General features: G+C 67.8%; 22 protein-coding genes. 12 read left to right on the plus strand and 10 right to left on the minus strand.

All coding sequences use genetic code 11. From position 1 onward, the window contains the following. The first annotated feature begins 32 nt into the window (after positions 1-32). Together ABD327_RS20250 and ABD327_RS20255 are read left to right on the plus strand one after the other, a co-directional pair. Entirely contained in the window at positions 33-395 is a 363-nt protein-coding gene (locus tag ABD327_RS20250; protein WP_344452096.1) for a hypothetical protein, read from the plus strand. A gap of 585 nt (positions 396-980) precedes the next feature. Continuing rightward, positions 981-3,203, plus strand: a complete 2,223-nt coding sequence (locus ABD327_RS20255; RefSeq protein ID WP_344452097.1) for a WD40 repeat domain-containing serine/threonine protein kinase — start codon at positions 981-983, stop codon at positions 3,201-3,203. A 162-nt stretch (positions 3,204-3,365) separates the two neighbouring features. Here the strand turns inward: ABD327_RS20255 and ABD327_RS20260 are convergent, their stop codons facing one another. Next, positions 3,366-4,097, minus strand: a complete 732-nt coding sequence (locus ABD327_RS20260; protein WP_344452098.1) for an HAD family hydrolase — start codon at positions 4,095-4,097, stop codon at positions 3,366-3,368. A gap of 414 nt (positions 4,098-4,511) precedes the next feature. Here ABD327_RS20260 and ABD327_RS20265 point away from each other — a divergent pair, with 414 nt between their 5' ends. The 3 genes from ABD327_RS20265 to ABD327_RS20275 all read left to right on the plus strand — a co-directional run bounded on the left by ABD327_RS20265 (position 4,512) and on the right by ABD327_RS20275 (position 7,777). Then, positions 4,512-5,477, plus strand: coding sequence for a hypothetical protein (locus tag ABD327_RS20265; protein ID WP_344452099.1), 966 nt, complete (start codon positions 4,512-4,514; stop codon positions 5,475-5,477). A gap of 361 nt (positions 5,478-5,838) precedes the next feature. Continuing rightward, a complete protein-coding gene (locus ABD327_RS20270) occupies positions 5,839-6,327 on the plus strand; it encodes a hypothetical protein (protein ID WP_344452100.1) in 489 nt (162 codons plus the stop codon). Positions 6,328-6,748: 421 nt separating this feature from the next. Next, on the plus strand, positions 6,749-7,777 hold the full coding sequence (locus ABD327_RS20275) for a hypothetical protein (RefSeq protein WP_344452101.1): 1,029 nt from the start codon (positions 6,749-6,751) through the stop codon (positions 7,775-7,777). Positions 7,778-8,041: 264 nt separating this feature from the next. Here ABD327_RS20275 and ABD327_RS20280 read toward each other — a convergent pair whose 3' ends face one another. Further along, positions 8,042-8,803, minus strand: coding sequence for a tetratricopeptide repeat protein (locus tag ABD327_RS20280; protein ID WP_344452102.1), 762 nt, complete (start codon positions 8,801-8,803; stop codon positions 8,042-8,044). Positions 8,804-9,168: 365 nt separating this feature from the next. On the opposite strand from ABD327_RS20280, the gene ABD327_RS20285 reads away from it, so the two are divergent. Together ABD327_RS20285 and ABD327_RS20290 are read left to right on the plus strand one after the other, a co-directional pair. Next, a complete protein-coding gene (locus ABD327_RS20285; RefSeq protein WP_344452103.1) occupies positions 9,169-9,507 on the plus strand; it encodes a PadR family transcriptional regulator in 339 nt (112 codons plus the stop codon). Further along, a complete protein-coding gene (locus tag ABD327_RS20290; protein WP_344452104.1) occupies positions 9,504-10,448 on the plus strand; it encodes an HAAS signaling domain-containing protein in 945 nt (314 codons plus the stop codon). The genes ABD327_RS20285 and ABD327_RS20290 overlap by 4 nt, the downstream gene beginning before the upstream one ends. A gap of 417 nt (positions 10,449-10,865) precedes the next feature. On the opposite strand, the gene ABD327_RS20295 is transcribed toward ABD327_RS20290, so the two are convergent. Then, positions 10,866-11,090: a hypothetical protein gene (locus ABD327_RS20295; protein WP_344452105.1), complete on the minus strand. Its 225-nt coding sequence runs from the start codon at positions 11,088-11,090 to the stop codon at positions 10,866-10,868. A gap of 54 nt (positions 11,091-11,144) precedes the next feature. On the opposite strand from ABD327_RS20295, the gene ABD327_RS20300 reads away from it, so the two are divergent. Beyond that, positions 11,145-11,747, plus strand: coding sequence for a hypothetical protein (locus ABD327_RS20300; RefSeq protein ID WP_344452106.1), 603 nt, complete (start codon positions 11,145-11,147; stop codon positions 11,745-11,747). A gap of 212 nt (positions 11,748-11,959) precedes the next feature. On the opposite strand, the gene ABD327_RS20305 is transcribed toward ABD327_RS20300, so the two are convergent. Beyond that, a complete protein-coding gene (locus tag ABD327_RS20305) occupies positions 11,960-12,379 on the minus strand; it encodes a nitroreductase family deazaflavin-dependent oxidoreductase (protein ID WP_344452107.1) in 420 nt (139 codons plus the stop codon). Beyond that, positions 12,379-13,002: an NAD(P)-dependent oxidoreductase gene (locus ABD327_RS20310; protein ID WP_344452109.1), complete on the minus strand. Its 624-nt coding sequence runs from the start codon at positions 13,000-13,002 to the stop codon at positions 12,379-12,381. The genes ABD327_RS20305 and ABD327_RS20310 overlap by 1 nt, the downstream gene beginning before the upstream one ends. A gap of 102 nt (positions 13,003-13,104) precedes the next feature. Between ABD327_RS20310 and ABD327_RS20315 the strand changes: the two genes are divergently transcribed. Both ABD327_RS20315 and ABD327_RS20320 read left to right on the plus strand, forming a co-directional pair. Further along, positions 13,105-13,491 carry a winged helix-turn-helix transcriptional regulator gene (locus tag ABD327_RS20315; protein WP_344452110.1) on the plus strand — a complete coding sequence of 129 codons (387 nt, stop codon included), beginning with the start codon at positions 13,105-13,107 and terminating at the stop codon, positions 13,489-13,491. 350 nt (positions 13,492-13,841) lie between these two features. After that, positions 13,842-14,369, plus strand: coding sequence for an SMI1/KNR4 family protein (locus ABD327_RS20320; protein WP_344452111.1), 528 nt, complete (start codon positions 13,842-13,844; stop codon positions 14,367-14,369). A gap of 356 nt (positions 14,370-14,725) precedes the next feature. On the opposite strand, the gene ABD327_RS20325 is transcribed toward ABD327_RS20320, so the two are convergent. The 4 genes from ABD327_RS20325 to ABD327_RS20340 all read right to left on the minus strand — a co-directional run bounded on the left by ABD327_RS20325 (position 14,726) and on the right by ABD327_RS20340 (position 18,995). Then, positions 14,726-15,412: a GAP family protein gene (locus tag ABD327_RS20325; RefSeq protein ID WP_344452112.1), complete on the minus strand. Its 687-nt coding sequence runs from the start codon at positions 15,410-15,412 to the stop codon at positions 14,726-14,728. Beyond that, positions 15,409-16,029: a TetR/AcrR family transcriptional regulator gene (locus ABD327_RS20330; RefSeq protein WP_344452113.1), complete on the minus strand. Its 621-nt coding sequence runs from the start codon at positions 16,027-16,029 to the stop codon at positions 15,409-15,411. Before ABD327_RS20330 ends, ABD327_RS20325 begins: the two co-directional genes overlap by 4 nt. Positions 16,030-16,260: 231 nt before the next feature. After that, positions 16,261-16,536 (minus strand): hypothetical protein, encoded by a 276-nt coding sequence (locus tag ABD327_RS20335; protein ID WP_344452114.1) that lies wholly within the window; start codon positions 16,534-16,536, stop codon positions 16,261-16,263. Positions 16,537-16,886: 350 nt separating this feature from the next. Then, the gene (locus tag ABD327_RS20340; protein ID WP_344452115.1) at positions 16,887-18,995 is read right to left on the minus strand and encodes a hypothetical protein; all 2,109 of its coding nucleotides are present in this window, start codon (positions 18,993-18,995) and stop codon (positions 16,887-16,889) included. 411 nt (positions 18,996-19,406) lie between these two features. Between ABD327_RS20340 and ABD327_RS20345 the strand changes: the two genes are divergently transcribed. Then, on the plus strand, positions 19,407-19,715 hold the full coding sequence (locus ABD327_RS20345; RefSeq protein WP_344452116.1) for a hypothetical protein: 309 nt from the start codon (positions 19,407-19,409) through the stop codon (positions 19,713-19,715). A gap of 6 nt (positions 19,716-19,721) precedes the next feature. Continuing rightward, positions 19,722-20,360: a nucleotidyl transferase AbiEii/AbiGii toxin family protein gene (locus ABD327_RS20350; RefSeq protein ID WP_344452117.1), complete on the plus strand. Its 639-nt coding sequence runs from the start codon at positions 19,722-19,724 to the stop codon at positions 20,358-20,360. Between the two features lie 472 nt (positions 20,361-20,832). Here the strand turns inward: ABD327_RS20350 and ABD327_RS20355 are convergent. Beyond that, a partial coding sequence (locus ABD327_RS20355; RefSeq protein ID WP_344452119.1) for a hypothetical protein occupies positions 20,833-21,058 on the minus strand: 226 nt, incomplete at its 5' end.

Raw genomic sequence — 21,058 nt, forward strand, 5'->3', positions numbered from 1 at the left:
GCCCGGCAGAGCCTTGAACGTAGGCTGGGCGGGTGAGTCGGCGGAGCCCCCAGGAGAAGAAGCGTCTCAGCTACGCTCGCGATCGCCGCAACGCCTACGGCGAGAACGACAAGAGTTCTCGTTCCGCCGTCCGCCTCAACAAACGCTTCCCCCAGCGGTCCAACCGCCACCGCGCCCGTCAGGACCTGCGCGCTGCGATCGGCGTCCTCGACCCGGAGCACGCCTCCCTTGCCGAGACCGTCCTGCTGTCCCGGCGCCCGAAGACGTGGCGCAAGGTCCCCGATCGGCCTCTCGGCGATCACCTCGAAGCCGGCCTCGCCCGACGTATCCGCGTCGATCCCAGTGACACCGTCTCAGCCTCCCGGCTCGCCGGCGTCCGCGCCCGCCGCCGCTGACAGGACGCTCGACGCGTTCGTCCGCGCGAACGGCGGGATGGTGTGTTCGGGCTCGTCCGCCTCCTTCGCCGCCCGCCGGGTCACTCGCCCACGCGGATATCCAGTGGCCGATCGACAGCGGACCATCCAGATCGGAAGCGTCTTTCCGACCGGCCCCCGAGATTATGGAGCGGTCCATTATCGGCCGCCTCCAAGATTTGTCACCCCAGTGAGCAATAAACCTGCGCAAAAAGCAATGGGTTACATATGCGGCCCGTTTCGTATGAAAATACGGGTCGGGCAGGCAGCCCGGGACGAGCCGCCCCGTCCGACCATGTCGAGGTTCCCTTCAGCCGAACGACTCCGACAGGGCCGTCCGCTGCCGCCCGGTTCTCGCACCTCACCCACCAGGGCATCCACGGCCTCGGCGCAGTCCCTCCGTTTCGCCGACCTCAGCCGAGCCGACGATCGCAGGGCCTGCACCGGCCGGGACGGGTTTCATCTCGCGCGCCGACGCGACCGTCACAATACCGAAATGGCCGGTTCTGGGGATTCGGCGAGTTGATAATGCTCCTGGAGTAACCGGCTTGATGAAAGGTGCGGCAGATGAAGCCCGGGGTGGAAGTGGCTGGGCGGTACCGGTTGGAGCACAGGCTGGGGGCGGGGAGTTTCGGGGAGGTGTGGCGGGCGGTCGATGTCCTGCGGGAGCGGCCGGTGGCGGTGAAGTTCCTGCATCGGGAGGTTGCGGACAACCGGTCGGTAATGCTTTCGAAATTCCGGCAGGAGGCGAAAATCGCCGCCCGGTTGGAGCACCCGGGGATCACCCGGGTGGATGACTTCGGGACCGATCAGGGCCGTTGGTTTCTGGTGATGGAGTTCCTGGACGGCCGGGACCTGGCGGAGGTGATCGCGGAGCACCCCGGCGGGCTTCCGTTGAACCGGGCACTGGAGTTGTCCATCGGCCTGGTGGAGGGTTTGGCGGCGGCACACAGGTTCGGAGTGGTGCATCGCGATCTGAAACCGGCGAACGTGATGGTGCTGCCGGATGACCGGGTGAAGATCTGTGATTTCGGGATCGCACGTCTTGCCGACGCCTCGACCATGCAGACATTGACGGGCCGCAGGGCGGGAACTCCCGCGTTCATGGCACCTGAGCAGTGGCTGGGACAGGACGTCGATCACCGTACGGACCTGTACGCGGTGGGCGGAATCGTGTTCGCCCTGCTGGCCGGTCGTCCTCCTTTCGCCGCGGAGAGTTCCCAGGCGTTGATGGGGCAGCACCTGAACATGCGGGCTCCGCGCGTTCGCAGCCGACGCTCTGAGACACCACCCGCGCTGGGGCGCCTGGTCGGAGAACTCCTCGCGAAGAAACCCGGCGACAGACCCGCCGAGACCGCAGAAGTCCTGTCCCGCCTGGAGCACATCCGCACCGGCCTCACACCACCGGCCTCCCAGAAGCATGATCCGGCAGCGCCGACTCCGCAGCCTGAACCGGTCCCCCGGCCTTCCCGCAGCGAAACGACCGGGGTCAGACCGGGGTGGCGGACATCCCTGCCGCCTCTGCCGCGCCGTGCCTTCCTGGCGCTGGCCGGGACCGCTGTGACCGTGACGGCCGTAACCGTTGTTCCCTCACTGCTCGACGGGGGCCCCGCCAACAGCGGCAAGCCACCACCCCCAGGAAATTCAACGGCGCCCGAAGCGTTCGGCGAGATCCGTCTTGTCGAAACTCTCACCGGCCACAAAAAGGCCCTCTGGGGGGCGGCGTTCAGTCCGGACGGCTCCATCCTCGCCACCGCAGGCTATGACCACACCGCGAAATTGTGGAATGCCGAGACCGGTGCGCACATCGCCACTCTCACCGGCCCCGAGAACACCGTTATGGAGATTGGATTCAGCCCGGACAGTTCCATCCTCGTCACCGCCGGCGACCGCATGGCGAAGCTGTGGAATGCCAAGACCGGTGCACTCATCACCACCCTCACCGGCCACCAGGGCTACATCACACAGGCGAAGTTCAACTCGGACAGTTCTACCCTGGCCACCACCGGCGACCGCATGGCGAAACTGTGGGATGCCAAGACCGGTGCACTCATCACCACCCTCAACGGCTACGATGACCCCATTTCAGCGGTGGTGTTCAGCCGGGACGGCTCGACCCTCGCCACCGCCGGTGAGCACGCGGCGAAGCTGTGGAATGCCAAGACCGGGGCTCCCGTCACCACCCTCACCGGCCACCAGGGCTACGTCACGCAGATAAATTTCAGCCCGGACGGCTCTACCCTCGCCACCGTCGGCTCTGATCACACCGTGAAGCTGTGGAATGCCAAGACCCGCGATCCCATCACCACTCTCACCGGCCACAAAGGCTACGTCACGCAGATAAATTTCAGCCCGGACGGCTCTACCCTCGCCACCGTCGGCTCTGATCACACCGTGAAGCTGTGGAATGCCAAGACCGGGGCTCCCATCACCACCATCAACAGCCAAAAGAAAACCGTTGCGCGGGTGGCCTTCAGCTCGGATGGCTCGACTCTCGCCATCGTCGGCGACGACACCATAAAATTGTGGAATGCCAAGGCCGACGCGCCCATCACCACCATCAACGGGCACTCGGACACCGGCGGTAACGTGGTCTTCAACCTGAATGGTTCCACCCTCGCCACCACCGGACCTGATTACACCGTGAAATTGTGGAATGCCGAGACCGGGGCTCCCGTCACCACCCTCACCGGCCACAAGTACATCGTCAATGCGGTGGAGTTCGGCCCCGACGGCTCGACCATCGTCACCGTCGGCTCCGACCGCACCGCGAAGCTGTGGAGAACCTGATCGGAGCACCCGGCCCGGATCGCCTCAGCCTCTGGTGGCCCAGGTTCCACAAGACGGGTCGCCCTGGTTTCAGGGGCCTGCGAGCGGACGAACGAAAAGCCCCGTCAGCGGCGCCGCCAGGTACTCCTCGCCCTCGAACCACGCTGAGTTCACGAGAGCCGGTCAGGCGTTCGCGCGTGACAGGTGGTCAGGGAGGTCGGTGAGCCGTTCGATGCGAAGCACCGTCTCGTCCGCCGTCGGTGACGGTCCACCGGTGACGAAGTCGACGCCGCGGTCCAGCCAGATGCCGGTGAGCCCGGCGAGGGCGGCCGCGTTCACGTCGCTTCCCAGCATGTCGCCTACGTTGACCGCCTGCGCGGGGTCCGTCCGCATCCACCGGCAGGCGGTGGCGTAGGCGACGGGCTTGGCCGCACCGAGCTCGGTCGGGGTCAGGACGGCTTCGAAGTACTCCAGGAAGCCGAAGCGGGCGAGCTTGGCGCGCTGCTGCCCGGGGTCCCCGTTGGTGAGAACGGCCAGACGCGGCCACCGGGGAAGCCTCTTCAGGTTCTCCAGGCAGGGCTGGACATCGGGATAGCACCGCCAGGACTCCTCGAACACGGCGAGGTAGCGCTCGGCGATCCAGGCGTCCAGAAGGTCGGGACTTTCCGGAACCGGCTCCCCGAGCATCGGCAGGAAGGAACGGACCCTGCGCCGGTGGTGCTCGGCGAAGGAGCACTGGCCGGTCAGGTATTCCCGCATGTGCCGCGCCTCCAGCATCCACCACGACGTCGCCAGTTCCTCCGGCGGAGCCGTCGCGTTCGGCGAGGCCCGGACGACCTGGCCGATCGCCTCCCAGACCGCGCTTCGATGATCTACCAGGGTGCCGTCCAAATCGAAGAAGACCACATCCGCCATAAGGCGATCATCTCGTGGCGTTCATTCCTGACGCGCCGGCCTTCTCCGGGGCCGAGGGCGGCCCCCTCCGATCGTGTCGAAGCACCTGCCGCCACCAAGAGGCCTCCGGAAATTCTCACTGCCCGGCCGCGCGCGCTTCTTCTCTCCGGTCGGCTTCCGCGGATTCGATCCGGTTCCGAGGTTATGGAGCGATCCATTATCGGCCGCCTCCAAAATTTGTCACCCAAGTGAGCAATAAACCTGCGCAAAAAGCAATGGGTTACATATGCGGCCCGTTTCGGATAAGAATATGGATCGGACGATCGGCTGAGGGGCGAGCCGTCCCGTCCGACCGCGCCGATCGTCGACGGCTCCTTCGTCGGCGGCCGAAATCCGCGGTGGGCGGGCCCTGCAGTCGTGTGAAAGGAATCCTGCATGAGCGTCCCGATCGCCCTGGCGTTCCTTTCGGGATGCCTGTACTACCTGGGTTTCGTCTTCTTCAAGAACGCGGCGGACGTCCTTCCGCCCCTGCGCGGCACCCGGCCCGGGCATTTCGCGGCGACCGTGGCGCGCAACGGCCGGTGGCTGGCCGGGGTCGCGCTCATGGGCGGCGGCGTGGTGGTCCAGGTGGTGGCGGCGCCGCGGTTGGAGCTTCCCGTCCTGGTCACCTCGCTGCTCGCGGGACTGGCCGCCCTCGTCGCCTTCTCACTCGCGGTGAGGCGTGAGCGCGTCGGCGGAGCCGAGGCCGCGTGGCTGACGGCGATGGCGGCGGGCGGCCTCCTCGTCTCCTGGTCCGATCCCGCGACGCCGACCGAAGTCTCCGGAGCGGCCCTCGCCCTGCTGGCCCTGCCCTCCCTCGCCCTGCCCGTGCTCCTGTTCACGCTCGGCGACACCAGGCCCGACGGCCGGCACGCCCGCCCCCTGACGGGCATCGCCTACGGCATCGGCGCGGGCGTCCTCGTCGGCTTCGCCGAACTCGCCTTCAACCTCCAGGCACGGGAGGGTTTCGGCGCCGACGCGTTCACCGGCCCCTTCATCCCCCTGTTCGTCGTCGGGGTCACCATCGGCCTCGCCCAACTCCAGATGGCGCTGCAGCGCTGCCGGCTGCTCACCGTGGTCTTCGTCGCGACGATCGTCGCCAAGGCCTACCTCGTCACCGGCTTCGGCCTCCTGGGCCTCCCCCGGCCAGGGTCGGCCTTCGCCGCCCCGGTGCTCCTGGCCGCCGGGCTCGTCCTCATCGCCGTCGCCCTCCTCCTGATCCCCCGCCACGAGCCCACCACCCGCCCGGCCCCCGCCCCCGATCCCCACCCGCACGGTGCGGCGGCCCCCCAGCCCCATGATGTTCGGCCGACGTACCCCCCGGCGCCGCGGCACCCGAACGCACCCCCGTACCTACGCTGACCACGGGCCACGGGTGCCGGGTCGGAGCGCACCCGCGGGTGCGGACTCCGATCAGCCACCGCCCCTCGGACGCATTCGCCGTCATGCCCGCACGGCGCCGCCCACAGCCCTACCGCGTCATCGATCCGGTATTCGAGCGGCTGATCCCCCATGAGGAAGACCTGGCGCATGTCCGCCTGAACGGATGAGTGAGCTCACCAGGTCCAGCACGCCGCGTAGCGCATCCGTGACCTCTCCGGTTGATCCCCCCTCGGTTTCGACGCACCTGCCTTCAGGACCAGCGCATCAACCGGGTGCCGCCGCGGCGGACCGCTCAGAAATCAGGTGCGTGCGGTCGGGACCGTCACCTACAGTGCCGGGCATGCGCGTCGTTTTCACCAAGGGCCCTGGCACGAGCTACGACATCGCCGTGTACCGCGAGACCGGCGCCGCGCTCGCTCCGCGCAACGGCCCTGGCGGACATCCCTATCTCCCGCATGACCTGGTGCACTTCCTCGTCGAAGCGGAGGCCGGTATCGAACTGGGGGTCTACGGGCGACTGGCCGCCGGCGACAACGGCTTGTTCTGGCCCGCCGACCCCGCAGAGCGCGCCAAGGCAGCCCGGCGCCGCAAGTCGAAGCGAGCGCAGTCCTCTCCCCAGGCGAAGGCCGACATGGCCAGATCCGAGAAGCTGGCAGGCATCGCCCTGCCCGTATGGGAAGTACAGCGCGGCCACGCGCAAGAACTCCCGGCATATGTGGCAAGGGAGGAGATCCCTCCGGTGATCGGCCGGATCGTATCCCGGTTCGATGAGTACGCCGACCGCTGGCACACGCTTCCAGTCGGAGGCTCACTGACCCTGACCTGGTGACACCGGCCGAATCCCCACGTCCGACCGCCACTCCATTCACTCACAGGGGACGACGGCCAGAACTCGCAGACCGCTGTCACCGCACAGGCGAACGAGGCAGCGGCGCGCTCGGAACGAGACCAAACCTCACCAATGAATTCTCGTCTTGCCAAAACCCCTCGTAGCCAACGGCGATACGGAAGAGGACGGACCGGGCCCGCGCTGTCAGCTCGGGAACCGTCACAGTCCACCCGGCCCACAACCCCTGACCTGCGAGCGGCTCCGTCCGCAAGTGACTCCTCTCGACCCTTGGCCGACGCCCGGGGCCGGGGGTTCGGGGTTCGGCCGCAGGACAGCCGTCACCGGATGCCGGAGCTTCCGGCCGGGAAACCCGGTGCGTCGAGTGCCGATGGCCCGACACGATGGACCGATGGGTGATGTGATGCCTGAACCGGCTGAGCTCGGGCAGGGCGAGGAGACACGAGATCCCCGGCTGGGGCGGGTGCTGCGGGAGGCCGCCACGCCCGGTCTGCTGGCCGCGCTCGCCGAGCGGCTGGCCCCCACGGATCTGCAGACGTTGCTGCTGGCGGTCTTCCGGCGCCGCGCGGCCGCCATCACCGCGGGGCGGCTGCTGCAGCAGTACGAAAGCAGCCGCTTCACCACCCCCTCCCCGCTGGCACCGCTCGATCTGGCACGCCTGGAGGTGCTGGCACACGAGCGGCTGGCCGAGCACGGTTTCACCGGAGTTGAACTGTCGCCGCTCGCCCCGCTGGGCACCAATTCCGCCATCGCGACCGTCGACCAGAACAAGGTCGTCACGACCGTCCGCAACACCGAGGCCATCGCGGACCCGACCAACGTCCTGGCCCTGGAATGCGCCGTCCGCCGCCGGCGACTGCTGCGCGCCGACACCCGCTCACGCCATCGCGTCCGACTCGGAGCGACCCATCGGGTGATCCGCGCCCAGGCCTTCCCCGCTCCGGACATGGCGGCACACTTCAAGCTCCTGGCCCTGTGCACGGCCGGACGCGACGAAGGCTCCTTCGACTTCGAGACCCAGACACTGACCGAGCAGATCCACCTGCACTTGGACGTGCTGGAACGCAGCCGCAGAACCGGCCGCCAAGACCACGAGCGGCCGACAGTGCGGGTCACCGTCACCGACCTCACCGGACACCAGCACGCGGCACTGTCCACCCGCGTGCTGGAACCCCTCGGTCAGGCCCACCCCGACACCGTGTTCGCCTTCGACCACGAACGCCCCACCGGCCGCGGCTACTACACCGGCGCCTGCTTCGAAATCCGCGCCACCACGCCTGAGGGCGACGACCTCGACATCGCCGACGGCGGATTCACCACCTGGACCGCCGACCTGCTCAGCAACGCCAAAGAACGCCTTCTGATCAGCGGCCTGGGCATCGAAAGACTCTGCGCCCGATTCCCGCACGACCCCCACCGACCGACCAAGTAGCCACCCGCACAGACCGACCCATGACAGCTCATCCTGGAAACGATCAAGACCAAGCTCCGGGTTCATGTCCTGACCTGCGGTCGAACCTATCCCCGAGTGGCCCTCATCGACCCCTGCTCACCCTGCCTGATGGCACGCGCTTAGGTCTTCCCTCTCTGCCGGACCGGTCACGGTGTTCCAGTTGCGGGCGGTGGCGTCGAGTCCGAGGCGGCGGCCGGCAGGCGGTTGCATCCAGGGTTTTCAGGAGGGTCGGGGGCCATGAGGTCAGAACAGGCCCGGCATGTACGGGGCGCCGTTGGCTCGCAGGCCGGTGGCCAGGGCCCTCGCCCTGGCCTCGCCACGCGGGTGACCTGCCTGCGCGGCCTTCCGAAAGTAGTCCTCCGCCTGTGTCAGCTCGTTTCTGTGTTCGCAGCGGACACCCAGGTTGAACAGCGAGTCCGCATTGCCGGCTTCGGCACCTTGCTTCCACCACTGGTCGGCCTCCTCTCGGCGACCGAGCTCGTAGAGGAAGCTGCCCAAATTGGTCATCGCACGGGCATCGCCTTCTTCGGCCGCGCGATGAAACCACTGTTCGGCCTCGGCCGGACGATCCAGTTCGCGTAGGGCGACGCCGAGGTCGGCCATCGAGGCCACATGGCCTGCCTCGGCCGCCCTTCGGAACTGCTCGGCTCCCTGGTCGACGTCCCCTCGCTTGACAAGGAGCAGGCCGAGGTTGTGCATGGCGTCCGCGTCGCCCTTCTCGGCCGCGGCCCGGAACCAGGCTTCCGCTTCCTCGGTCCGGCGCTGACCGGACAGGAGGATGCCCAGGTTGCCCATCCCGACCTTGCTGCCCGCCTCGGCGGCCGCCCGCCACCACCGCTCGGCCTCGTTCTCGTCCGTCTCGACTGCCAGGAGCCCGAGCTGGACCATGGCGTCGACGTGACCCGCCTCGCCCGCGGCCCGGTAGTGCTCTTCGGCCTCCCGGAGCCGTCCCTGTCGATCCAGCGACTCGGCCAACTCGAACCGGGCTTCCACGTCGTCCTTCAAAAGGATCCCCCTTTGTGGCTTCTTCCATGATCAGACGACACGAGGCAGCACCGGGTTCAGGCATCGGCACCCAGCGGCTCATCCCGGCCCGCAGCGCCTCGGCGTGCACGGGCGCGTAGAACCGATAGCCGTGCTCGCTGCCCGGCCGCGGACGGGATTCCGTTCTCCTCATCGTCGTGGACGGCCTGCGGGGAGGTCCCGTGCTCCCCGGCCAGGTCGACGGGGCGGAGTCCGCGTTCTCCATCCGGAGCCTCGGGTGGGTTCCAACGGCGGGGTCGAAGGTACGAGAGACCACTCTCAAGGGAAGAGCACCTGAGTCATTAGGTGTTGGACATTAGTGTGCGGCGCACTGTATGGTGTTGGACATGCCCCTAGAGGAACTGATCCGGGCCCAGGCCCAGGAGCTGCGCCGCGGCACCGTCGTGCTGGCCTGCCTGGCACTGCTCGAGGAGCCGCAGTACGGCTACGCGCTGCTGGAAACGCTGAACGACGCGGGAGTCGCCGTCGACGGCAACACCCTCTACCCGCTGCTGCGCAGGCTGGAGAAGCAGGGGCTGCTCACCAGCGAGTGGAACACCGACGAGTCCCGGCCGCGGAAGTTCTACCGGGTCAGCCCCGAGGGCTCCCGAGTGCGGGCAGGCCTGGTGGACGAATGGCACGACCTCGTCGCCTCGATCTCACGACTGACAGAAGAGAAGGCATGAACGCGAACACCCTGACCGAGCGCTACGTACACGAGGTCGTCCGACGGATCCCCACCGACCAGCGCGACGACGTCGCCGACGAACTGCGCGCCGTGATCGTCGACACCGTCGAAGCGCGCGGTGCGAGCGAACACGAGGTGCTCACCGAGATGGGCGACCCGATCCGCCTCGCCGCCCGCTACGCGGACCGGCCGCTCGCGCTGATCGGCCCCGGCCTCTACCCGGCGTACGCCCGGACGCTGAAGGTCCTGCTGGCCGGCGTGCTGCCGGTGGTCGTCGCCGCGTCCATGGCGGTCGAGGTCCTCGACGGCGGCGGCGTCGCCTCGGCGATCGGCAGCGGCATCGGCGCGCTACTCGCCGTCGGCGCCCAGATGATCGCCTGGCTCACCGCGGTCTTCGCCGTGGTGGAGCGCTCCCGCTCCCTCGACCGCATGTTCCGCGGCACCGAGGGCTGGACGCCCGACGACCTGCCCGACGCCCCGCAGACGGAGAAAGCGGCCGGCGTCGGCACCCTCGCCTCCGCCGCGTTGAGCACACTGCTGCTCGCGCTGATCATCTGGCAGCACGTCGCCGAGCCCTACCGCGCGGACGGCGACCACATGCCGGTCCTCGACCCTGCCCTGTGGTCGGGCTGGATCTGGCCGATCCTCGCCGGCCTCGCGGGCACCGCACTCTGCGAACTGGTCCGGGTCGCCGTGCACCGCTGGACCGTCCCCCTCGCCGCCGCCTACACCGCCGCCGAAGCCCTCTTCGCGTTCTCCCTGATCTGGGTCCTCCACAAGCAGGCGCTCTTCAACCCGGACTTCCTCGCCACCGTCAACGACGGCAAAGGCTGGACAGTCCCCGAAGCCCTCTACACCGGCACGATCCTGGTCGTCCTCGCCGTCAGCGTGACCGAAGTCGTCGGCTGCTTCCGCGAGACCCGCGAGACCCGCGACTGACGCGAAACCCGCGACCGACCTCCTTCAAGGACCCGCCCCCCGGCGGGTCCTGCCGCTTCCGGCGATGCGAGACGCAGTGCGCGTCCGCCTCGCCCTCCCCGGTCAGGGCGAGAAGGAGCATCAGGCCGTCGAAGCGCTACTCCACCCTGTTGGGGAGCATCGGGCGCTCACACGGACGTGAGGTCCGCGCACTCGCCACTCAGATGGCACCTGAAGCTGAGAACGCCATCAGCTGGTTTGAGGCGACGAGCCGGCCCGAAGGCCGTTCGTCCCGAACCGAGTTCCCCAGGATTCCCACCAGGTCGTCACCTACTGAAGAGCTGTCCCCATCCATCTGAGGGTCGTAGCAGTGAAGTCCGAGCCGTACCGCGGTCCGGACGGCGGAGACGGACACCTCTTCCGCGCGGCTGCCCGCCCTCAGCGAGGGAAGCGAATGACGGTCAGGGTGGTGGAGCGCTGGACGCCCCAGACGGTCTTCGTGCCGGGCAAGCGGCGGAGCGCGATGACGCGGTGAGGGGCGGTGCGGATGGTCCAGCGGCCCGCCGCGTAGTGGAGTTGCCGGGTGCCCGTGCTCGCCCAGACGCCGCCCTTGCCGTCGGGTGGCGCGGTACGCCAGTCTCCACGCAATCCGGAGCGCTTCACTCCTCACACCTCCAGCAACCGCGCACACGCGCAATGCCGGGATACTGACGGCCTATGGTCATCGTCGAAGCCGTCCTGGAGACCTACGACGCGGTGGACTTCACGGCCTGGCCGATCACAGAGCCGTCGAGCGACCGCCTTCTCGTCCTCTCCGGCCGGATGTCCCCCGCCGACGTCGGAACGGCCATGGCCGTCATCTTCAGCTACAACCGCATCCCCCTTACCCACGCCGCCGACCTGACCGAGGCGCACCTGGAACAGCACCTCGCCGAAACAGAAGGACTGATCGCTCCGGGCGGGCTGCGCTTCCGCGACACCGCCACCAACGCCAGCGTCCCGCCCGGTTGCTGCTTCGGCCTGGAGAACTGGCGGGAATGGTGGAACGTGGCCCACGGGCAACAACCTTGGCTCGGCCACGACCCCGCGACGCACATCACCCATGCGGGTCACGTCATCCGGCTCCAGCAGGACGATGAGGGCTCCCCGTCCATCGAGATCACCCGCGGCGAGCTCTCAAGCCTGCTCACCACAGCCCAACAGCACCTCTCCGGGTTCCTCGACCTCGCCCGGAAATGGGCTGCAACCAATACCCCGGGGCCGGCCGACCGGCTCATCTCAGCCCTCGACCGATACTTCGTGATCAATGCGACGGAGTAGGCGAACGCCGAGGTCATGACCACTTCGATGCGAACCCGGGTGGGACGCATCGCCCTCGATCAACGGGTGCCGTCAGGTGCCACGGCGGCGACGTCCGTTGATCTCGGCTGCGCTCCCAGGCCAGCGGGTCCGCCGACTTCTCGCCGACTCGGCTCGCCCGTCCCAGAGGGGAGGACGATCACCACCAGAGCGCCTGAAAGCGCTGCGCCCGGTCACTGTAGGCGCTCCAGGAGAACCACGGGGATCTCACGGGTGGTCTGCTCCTGATAAGCCGCGTACTCCGGCTTGGCCGACACCATCAGGCGCCATAGAGGCGGACGCTCCGCAGTCCCGGCCGGACGCGCTCGTGCGGTGAAGGTCTCCGTACCGACCTGCACGGTGACGCACGGATCGGCGAGCAGGTTCAGATACCAGGCCGGATGGCGGTCCGCGCCGCGGTCGGAGGCCACCAGGATGTAGCGGTCGCCGTCGACTCCGTAGACCAGCGCGGTGCGGCGCAGTTCACCGGTTCTCCGGCCCCGGGTCGTCAGCAGCAGATCGTTCACGCCTGGCCGCGGCCGACCGCCGGTTTCCTGGAAACGACGGATGTGCTCGGCGACCCAGGGGTTCGGACTGTCGTGGACCTCGGGCATCACGCCTCCCGGATGCTGACGGCGGCACGGCGGTGATGAGGAGCCTCGATCTCGTCGAGCAACGCCACCGCGAAGTCCGCGTACGTGATCCTGCTGGCCGGGTCCGCATGGTCGGCGATCCGGTACCGGCCGGTGCGTGTTCCGGCATGGTCGAAGTCGCCTGCCGGAGCGACGTACGCCCAGTCGAAGTCGCATTCCTGAAGCACGGCGAGACCTGCCGCGTGGCCGAGATAGAAGGCGCGGTACTCGTTGGGGTAGCCGGGCTCGTCCATCAGGGGAGCACCCGATGCCCCGGGCATGATCGATGCCAGGCCGACCACCGCCAGCCGGTGCACGCCCGCGTTCATCAGCCCGGTGGTCAGGGCGTGAGCCGACGCGGTGAAGAACTCGTGAGGCGGCGCGGACAGGTCCGCGGCGGCGCTGATGGCCGCGTCATGGCCTGCGGCCGCATGCGCGACGCTGGTCCCGTCCGTGACGTCGCCCGCCACCACGCGTACGTCAGTCAGATCGCTGTGGCTTGCGGGGTCACGCACCACGGCGGTGACCCGGTGCCCACGCCGGCGCGCCTCGGCGACGGCCTGCCCACCGGCTCTGCCGCCTGCGCCGAAGACCACGATGTTCATGATGAACCGCCTTTCACCAGGGCCGGATCCCGTCCGTCCGACCGCTTCACGGACCCTAACGAGGGCTGCGGTTACCGCTGGGATACCGGTTATCGTGAGGCCATGAGGGAACCCCTGCCCGCCGACATGTTCGACGAGCTGTGCCCGTCCTCGCTCAATCCGATCCGATTCGGCGACAAGTGGGCGGCACTCGTCATCCGTTGCCTCGAGCACGGTCCGCGCCGGTTCTCCGAGCTGCGCGTGCCGCTGAGTCGCGTGACCCCCAAAGTCCTCACCCAGTCGCTGCGCTCCCTCGAACGGGACGGTCTGGTCAAACGCACCGTCTACGCCGACGCCACCCCGCATGTCGAATACGAGCTGACCCCGCTCGGCCGTAGCATGCTGGGACCGATGGCGACCGCCTGCGCCTGGGCGCAGGAACATTGGGACGAGCTGCTCGACGCCCGCGAGTCGTACGACGACGGCTCCCATCTCGACCGCACCGGCTGACGCGGTGAACCGCGGCCCGGATGTAAGCGCCGCCTCGCCTGCACAGCACGCCCATCCACCCACCGCGAGGATCCACGGCGGACACCGCCGCCTTCCCGCCGGGACTTGTGCGGCCCTCTTCGGGAGGCGAACCGGTGACGACCCCTGAACACCGGAAAGCCCAGCTCAATGTTCTGGAACCAGGCCTTTCGATCTGGTGGAGATGAGGGATTCGAACCCCTGGCCCCTTCGATGCGGAGCATCGTCGCCAAGATCTCCAGTAGGCCCGAGCCCCCCTTGACCAGCCCTGCAGCTTCCTCCACGTCCGGCGGCGTCCACCCTCGTCCGCCTCAAAGTGCCATCATCGGGCTGTGACGGATCACGACGAGTTGCTGAGGCGGGTCGCCGAGCGGGCGGTTCAGGAGTCCGGTGGCACGCTTCCCCGTGCCACCGCGGAACAGATCAAAGAAGCCGAGGCAGCGCTCGGTTTCCCCTTGCCTCCGCTGCTGTCACGGCTCTATCAGGAAGTCGGCAACGGCGGGTTCGGGCCTGAGTACCAGCTCCTGCCCTTGATCGGGGAAGGCCGCACCGCCGTCAGCGACTACCAGGCCGAGCACGTTCCCGGCCAGTGGCCGACCGGTGTCCTCCCCATCCTCGACTGGGGCTGCGCCATGTACGCGGCGGTCGACTGCACCGACGCCCGAGCACCCGTCCTGCTCTTCGAGCCCAACGCCGTAGAAGACGACTGGAGCGCCGCTTGGTTCCAGGACGCCGACAGCCTCTCCGACTGGCTACAGGCCTGGCTCTCGGGAACCGGCTGGTACGAAGAAGAAGCCACGATGAGCGAGAATCCCCCAGAGCCACAGCCATGGCCCCAAGCCGAGCAGCGACTGAGCTGAAGACAGCCAACCGCACCGGCCGCGCCCAAAAGCCAACCAGATGATCAAAACCCGGATACGGGGATCACACCTCTGGCCCAGGGCTTCACCATGAAGCCGACGACGAGAAGGGACTGTTCAGTTCACTGAACAATCCCCTCAGAAACGATCAAGGCCCAGTTCGGGATCATGCTCCTGAGTTGGGCCTTCACTATGAGAGCGGATGACGGGATCGAACCCGCGCTGTCGGCTTGGGAATCTCCTTGCCCCACCGACACCAGCACCCTGACCAGCGGAACCGACTCGCCTCGAGTGATCCCTGCCCCCTTGCTCACCTTTCACCAGGTACGCGCGATTGAGTTCTTGGATTGCCGGGATCAGGTGGGGTCGGTGAACCAGAGGTGGGCTGCGGCGTCGCGGGCGACGAGGAAGCCGGCGATGGCCAGGATCCAGCCGGTGGCTCCCGCGGCGTGGGCGGTGAGCCAGGCACCGAGCCTGTGCAGGAGCGGTTCGACGCGATGGGCCGCGATGACGCGGGCGAGGAGCAGGAGGGCCGCGGGGAACACCATGACCAGGCAGTAGCCCGCCAGGAGAATCGCGCTGAGCGGGGCACCGAGGTCCGAGGAGCCGAGCATCGCGATCGCGCCGAGGTAGGGCAGCATCGTGGCGACCTCGGCGAGCGCCGCAAGCAGAGCGAGTCCGACCAGCGGACCGACCGAGGGAGAACCCGTCGCAACGCGCTCCCGTCGGCGAGAAGCGCCGCCTTGCCCGTCGAAACGGAAGCTCAGCGCGAAGAGGACGGCACCGACGGCGAGTTGGATCCACAACGCTGTTCGTTCGTCCAACGTGTCGCCGACCGCGGCGGCGATGGATGTAGCACCACCGAGGACGAGGAGGCCGACGGCGAAGTAGAAGATCCCGATGGTCGCCAGATAGACCAGGACGCGTCCGGCGCTGACACGGCCAGGAGCCAGCAGCAGCCACACAGGGATGAACAGCGTGCCAATGCTCATGCTGTCCAGCAGGGCGAGCCCTACCAGGGACGCCAGAAGAGAGGCGCTCATGCCCGCGATTCCGTTCCGTGGACGAAGATCCGATCGAGGTGGGCGCGGAGCAGATCATGGACCACCCGCACGGTGAAGACCTCGGGTTCGACGGCGCGCTGGACGGCGAGCCCGTCGGCGAGGACCGCAAGGGCGCGGGCTTCGGCGTCCACGTCGAGGCCCGCGGGAACGAGACCCTCGCTTCGGGCGGCCACCAGCGTGCTTCGGCAGTGCTCCCGGATTTCCCTCGCACCCGCGACGTGGACCAAGCGCAGCTCCGGATGGCACGCGGCCCGCGCGAGGAACGCCAGCCAGATCCGCCCCTCAGCCGTGCTCTCACCGCCGGCGCCCGCGACGACGCACATGGCGCGCAGTAGGCGGTCCTTGAGGCCCGCCGCAGCGGTCTCGGCCAGCGCCGCGGCCACGCGTGCCCTGAGCAGGTCGCCCTGATGGGCGACGGCGAACAGCAGCAGTTCGTCCTTGCTGCGGAAGTACGTCTGAACCAGCCCGGTCGAGGCGCCGAGCTCCCGTGCGATGCGCGGGATACTCGCCGCCTCCAGGCCTTCGGCCTCCACCACACGAAACAGCGCCTCGGCCACTTGGCGGCGGCGCTGGACGGGGTCCGCATGTCGTGGCACAACGTAACAATAAGACCTTAATTTTATCCGGTCAAACGCCACAGCGTCGGTCTTGAACTCCTCGGAGTAGACCTTCATCGCACATGGAACCCTCTCACCCCAAACCTCCCAGGATGCTCAAGGTGTCTGCACTGCGGAGAAGGCCCGCGTCGCCTTCACCGAAGGTAGCGACGGGATGATGATTCTCGGCCGCCCCAAGTCCCGCGCCGGGGGCCGGGTCGTCAGCATCCCTCACCCCCGTCCCCGATCTTCGGCATCACCTCGACCGAAGCGACCACCTGCGACCTGATGACCCGCATGGGCAACGACGACGAACGGGCCGCCCTCATCCACCAGCACGCGACCAACAAGGCGTACCAGGCGATCGCCCGCGGCCTCGACGAGCTGTCGAAGGCTCACCGACAGGACGGCGACGAAGACGGGCGGCGGGATCCTCGACTCCGGTCGGCCAATTGCACGGAAGATCGTCCAGACCCCAGAAACGATCAAGTCCCAGTTCGGGATCATGCTCCTGAGCTGGGCCTTCGCTATGAGAGCGGATGACAGGAATCGAACCCGCGCTATCAGCTTGGGAATCTCCTTGATCCCCCGACACCAGCGCCCCGACCTGCGAAACCGACTCCCCGCAAGTGACCCCTAGTCTCTCTTGATCGCCCGCTAATTGTCCGCGCCCAACCCTTCCCACCTGCCCGAGCACCGCATCTACAGCAACCCCGTTGTCCGCCGGCCGGAAGCCGCACACGATGTGGAGACACTCCCGAACCATGTGCGCTCCGAGGTCAAAGCCTCGCGCTCCTGCTCCACCTGTGCGTCCTCGTGTGTTGGGATGCGGCGCTGGGTGGGGTGCCTCGGAGATATCAGACCGCCTCGCCGTCTGGTTTCACGCTAATCATGATCGATTCCAGCCGCTCCTTCACGGAGGATGACGAGAGGGAGGCCAGGAGGGTTCGGCAGGCGTGTTGGACGGACTCGTCTCGGGAGACGTCGTGGAGGAAGGAGTCGCTGCGGTGGGGGCGGGCGAGTTCTTCGCGGAGTCGGGGAAGGGCGGGGGCCGCCGCCGGGCCCATGCGGGTGAGGCAGGCGAGGACGAAGACGGCGGTGGCGGGGTTCTCGTCCCAGGCGGTCAGCAGGATGGAGAGGACCGTGGGGTCTGCGGTGATGTCCCAGATGGCGGCTGCGGCGTGGATGCGGGTCCAGTCGTAGGAGGCGGTCAGCATGGTGCGGAGCAGGGGAATCGCGGGGGCTGCAGGAGTGCCGATGCGGCCCAGGGCCTCCGCGGCTTCACGCTGTGCATGGCTTTCGAGGAGAGCGGTCAGGATCGCGACCGGGACCGCCGGGGCAGTGGTGATCGCCCAAAGCGCTGACGCGGCGGACGCGCGGACGGCCGGATCATCGGCCGTGGTCAATGAGTGGATCAGAGGGAGTGCGGGGGCGGCCGCGGAGCCGAAGGAGGCGAGGGCGTTCAGGGCGTAGGCGGTGAGGTGGCACGATCGGTGATCGGCGGCGGTGGTGGCGATGTGGACGAGGACCGGGACGGCCGCCGGGTCGCCCAGCCGGGACAGGGCCGAGATCAGAGCGTTCGTGCTCATGTCCGACCACTCGGTGGAGAGGTCGGCACGGTACAGACGGCGGGTCAGCCGGGGCAGGAGGTCGGCGGCCGCTTCGGGCAGATGGCGGCTTGCCTGAACCGCGCGCCAGGCATCGGTGTCGCCGTCCAGGGCCGTCAGGAGCGGCGGTAGGGCTGCGGGATCGTTGAGTGTGGCCAGCGCCAGGACGGACTGCTGGTAGGCGCGGCGCGACCGGGGGTCGGGGTGCGTCCACGCGTCGGGTGTCTGGGCAGTGACGTAGGCGACGAGGGCCGGGCGGGCGGGTTCAGTGAGGGGAGCGAGCGCGGCGAGGGTCTCCGCCGATTCGGCGGTGGTATCGGGGGTGTCCGGGTCCACGAGGTCGGCGAGCAGACCGATCAGACGGGAGTGGTCGCCGCGCCAGGTCGAGATCAGTTCCCGTGCCATGCGTATCGCGTCGTGGCGGCTGCCCTGATGGGGGCTGGTCAGTTGTTCGGCGAGCAGGGCCGTGCGGTCGGACACCCGGGCATCGAGGAACTCGTGGAAGGTGCGCAGCAGCGGGGTGGTCAGCGCATGGAGCCGGCCCCACCGGTCGAGATCTTCGAAGGCGGCGACGATCTCCGGAGGTGCGTCCTGCTGCTGCTCATCCTTCGAAGCCGTACAGGCGCATTTGGGCCGGGGGCCTGACACGGGGTGGGAGATCTCGCGTAGCAGGCCGATCGCCGTTGGGACAGTCGTTGAATCGAGTAGCCCGGGAGCCACCCGGACGGCGTGAACGAGGGCGGCAAGCCGGACTTCCGGTTCCACTGTCGTGTCGTGGGACAGTGCCTTGAGCCAGAGTGTCACGGGCTCACAGGCCTCAAGCAGGCGCAGCGCAAGCGTGGCCATCGCCGCGACGACCACCAGGCGTTCCGCCGAGCCGTCCTCGGCGAGCAACCGCTCACGCAGAGCCGCGACGGCCAGATCCGCGTCGTCAACGAACAGGCCGAGTCCCTCGATCGCCCGGTGACGCACCCCTCGTTCGTTGTCTGCCGCATAAGCGAGGAAGGCCGCGGAGCGTGCGCGGAACGCCCGTGCGCACTGGTCGTGTCCCGAGTCCACGTACCCGAGCCCCTCCCCGTCCAGCGCGTGCTGCCCAATACTGACCAGTAGTCCGACGATCGAGGCGCGGTCGGGCATCACGGGATCGTCGGCCAGGGCAAACAGGAACGGCAGGCTCGCGATCGTGCTGTCGTACACGCCGCCCTGATGGTGGACGGCGCTGACGAAAGAGGACAAGGCCTCCCCACGGATCTTCGCGTCGGCCGAGGCCATGTCCGCCAGCCAGCCGGGGACATCATCGGCCTGGCCGTAGGCGTGAGACAGCTCAGACCAGGCGATTCCGCCGAATTCGTGGATCATGCCGGACACTGTGCCAGAGGACACGGGCACCGACGCCGAAGTTCAGAGAGCGTCCCAACCGGCCCGAACCCCGAACACCGACCTGCCCCTCAGCAGCTCCACCCTCACCGAAAGCGAACCGCCCCCGGTTGTTGGGGGCCACGGCGACAAACGGGTGACAAATGATCTTTGAAAAAGATCAAGGGCCCTGAGCTCGGGAAACATGGAGCGGATGACGGGATCGAACCCGCGCTATCAGCTTGGGAATCAAGCGGAGAGCCGCCCTCACAACCCCGGACCTGCGAGCGGCTCGGCCCGCAAGTGTCCCCTACTGGCCTCTGTTCACTCTGGCTAGTTGCACGGCGACCTGGCACACCTGCATGTCGGTCGGGTGCTGCTGCGCTGGGTCGTTCGTTGGTGCACACTGGGTGTATGAGGTACGCGGACAGGCGGACTTATGCGGTACCGGAGGACCTGGCCCAGTTGACCGGGCCCGTCTCCGGTGTTGTCGAGCTGCCTCGCCACCTCGACTGGTCCGAACAACACACCTATGACCTCGACGACCCGGCCCAACTCGGGCTGATGTACGAGCGGGTGATCCGGGAGGCTTCTTCCCTGGAGGATCTTGCCGCCTACCTCGACGCCCGGACCCTCGTCCGCTGCTGGGGACGCCTCTACCTGCCCGTACAGGTGCGCCGGCTCTGGGAGAGCAGGTGCCCGGCCCTGGTGGCGGCAGCGTAGTCGGAGATGGATCCTCTCCACGAACAGGTGACACGTATCGGCCTTGCCGCGACCGGCGAGTACGGGTTCGCGCTCGCCGGCGGCTACGCCGTTCAAGCACACGGCTTTCTCGACCGCGTCTCAGAGGACGTCGATCTGTTCACGGTGAACGAAGCGAGAGCCCAGTTTCAGGAGGCCGTCACGGCTGCGGTCGACGCCTACCGCCGCGAAGGCTTCGGTGTCAAAACGGCCCTGGCCGGGGACGGTTTCGTCCGGTTGCTGCTCACCTCACCCGACGGCCGTTCGGTGAAGGTGGAATTGGGCATCGACTGGCGGGCGCACGCCCCGGTCGCGCTGGCCGTAGGTCCCGTCCTGCATCCTGACGATGCTGTCGGCAATAAGGTCGCAGCGCTCTACGGCAGGGCGGAAGTACGTGATTTCGTCGATGTCGAGGCGATCCTCCGAAGCGGCCGCTACACGACTCATGACCTGCTGCGTCTCGCCGCCAACGCAGATCCAGGTTTCGAGCCCGAGATGTTCCTGCTCGCGCTCAACGCCCTCGACCGCCTTCCCGACCAGGCGTTCGCCGTCCACGGGCTCTCAACGGCCCGCACCCACGAACTTCGTCAACGCTTCAAAGCCTGGACGACCGAGATCGCCCGTTAATCGCCCGCGCCAGATCAACATCCCCAGAAACGATCAAGTCCCGGCTCCGGATCACTGTCCTGAGCTGGGCCTTCGCTATGAGAGCGGATGACGGGAATCGAACCCGCGCTATCAGCTTGGGAATCAAACGGTTCACCCTCGGCAGGGCCTCTGGACTGCAGAACAGGCCGTCTGCGAGTAACCCCTCTTGACCCTTGATCACCCTGGCTAATGGCACGCTAATGGCACGCGATCAAGCTCTCTAGCTGCGGCTCGGGCACCCCTCACGGCAACGCCCGGCAGTGCAGCAGTCTGGAAATCCGGTGGCAAGCCGACCCGGACCGCAGGGGCCGCCAGGCCCCGAGGACCGGAAGTGGCGCGGCAAGCCGATCGCCACAGCCTTCGCGGACTTCAGCCAAGCCAGCGATCGTAGGGCCTGCATCGTTGGAGACTGGCTTGGTAGCACCGTATGGGTACCGCTCGTCAGAGAACCTTATCCGCTGTAGCGGTTTGCGTTTCTCTGCTGTGTTTCCTCCAAGAGGTCTAGGAGCATCATGGCCCCTGGTGCTTCGTCTGCGTGCCTGGAGTCGATGGCTTGCCGATAGAGGATACGCGCGGCGTCTAGATCCCCCCGATCCTCCTCCAAGCAGCCTAGGAGGATCATGGCCCGCGGTGCGGCGTCTGCGTGTCCGGAGTCGATGACCTGCCGATAGAGAATG

The sequence above is a fragment of the Actinocorallia aurantiaca genome (genome assembly GCF_039533685.1).
Classification (GTDB): Bacteria; Actinomycetota; Actinomycetes; order Streptosporangiales; family Streptosporangiaceae; genus Actinocorallia; species Actinocorallia aurantiaca.

Coding starts and splice junctions, on each gene's coding strand:
- ABD327_RS20255 (WP_344452097.1), top strand. CDS start 981: ATGAAGCCCGGGGTGGAAGTGGCTGGGCGGTACCGGTTGGAGCACAGG.
- ABD327_RS20260 (WP_344452098.1), bottom strand. CDS start 4,097: ATGGCGGATGTGGTCTTCTTCGATTTGGACGGCACCCTGGTAGATCAT.
- ABD327_RS20265 (WP_344452099.1), top strand. CDS start 4,512: ATGAGCGTCCCGATCGCCCTGGCGTTCCTTTCGGGATGCCTGTACTAC.
- ABD327_RS20270 (WP_344452100.1), top strand. CDS start 5,839: ATGCGCGTCGTTTTCACCAAGGGCCCTGGCACGAGCTACGACATCGCC.
- ABD327_RS20275 (WP_344452101.1), top strand. CDS start 6,749: ATGCCTGAACCGGCTGAGCTCGGGCAGGGCGAGGAGACACGAGATCCC.
- ABD327_RS20285 (WP_344452103.1), top strand. CDS start 9,169: ATGCCCCTAGAGGAACTGATCCGGGCCCAGGCCCAGGAGCTGCGCCGC.
- ABD327_RS20290 (WP_344452104.1), top strand. CDS start 9,504: ATGAACGCGAACACCCTGACCGAGCGCTACGTACACGAGGTCGTCCGA.
- ABD327_RS20300 (WP_344452106.1), top strand. CDS start 11,145: ATGGTCATCGTCGAAGCCGTCCTGGAGACCTACGACGCGGTGGACTTC.
- ABD327_RS20305 (WP_344452107.1), bottom strand. CDS start 12,379: ATGCCCGAGGTCCACGACAGTCCGAACCCCTGGGTCGCCGAGCACATC.
- ABD327_RS20310 (WP_344452109.1), bottom strand. CDS start 13,002: ATGAACATCGTGGTCTTCGGCGCAGGCGGCAGAGCCGGTGGGCAGGCC.
- ABD327_RS20315 (WP_344452110.1), top strand. CDS start 13,105: ATGAGGGAACCCCTGCCCGCCGACATGTTCGACGAGCTGTGCCCGTCC.
- ABD327_RS20325 (WP_344452112.1), bottom strand. CDS start 15,412: ATGAGCGCCTCTCTTCTGGCGTCCCTGGTAGGGCTCGCCCTGCTGGAC.
- ABD327_RS20335 (WP_344452114.1), bottom strand. CDS start 16,536: ATGATCCCGAACTGGGACTTGATCGTTTCTGGGGTCTGGACGATCTTC.
- ABD327_RS20340 (WP_344452115.1), bottom strand. CDS start 18,995: ATGATCCACGAATTCGGCGGAATCGCCTGGTCTGAGCTGTCTCACGCC.
- ABD327_RS20345 (WP_344452116.1), top strand. CDS start 19,407: ATGAGGTACGCGGACAGGCGGACTTATGCGGTACCGGAGGACCTGGCC.
- ABD327_RS20350 (WP_344452117.1), top strand. CDS start 19,722: ATGGATCCTCTCCACGAACAGGTGACACGTATCGGCCTTGCCGCGACC.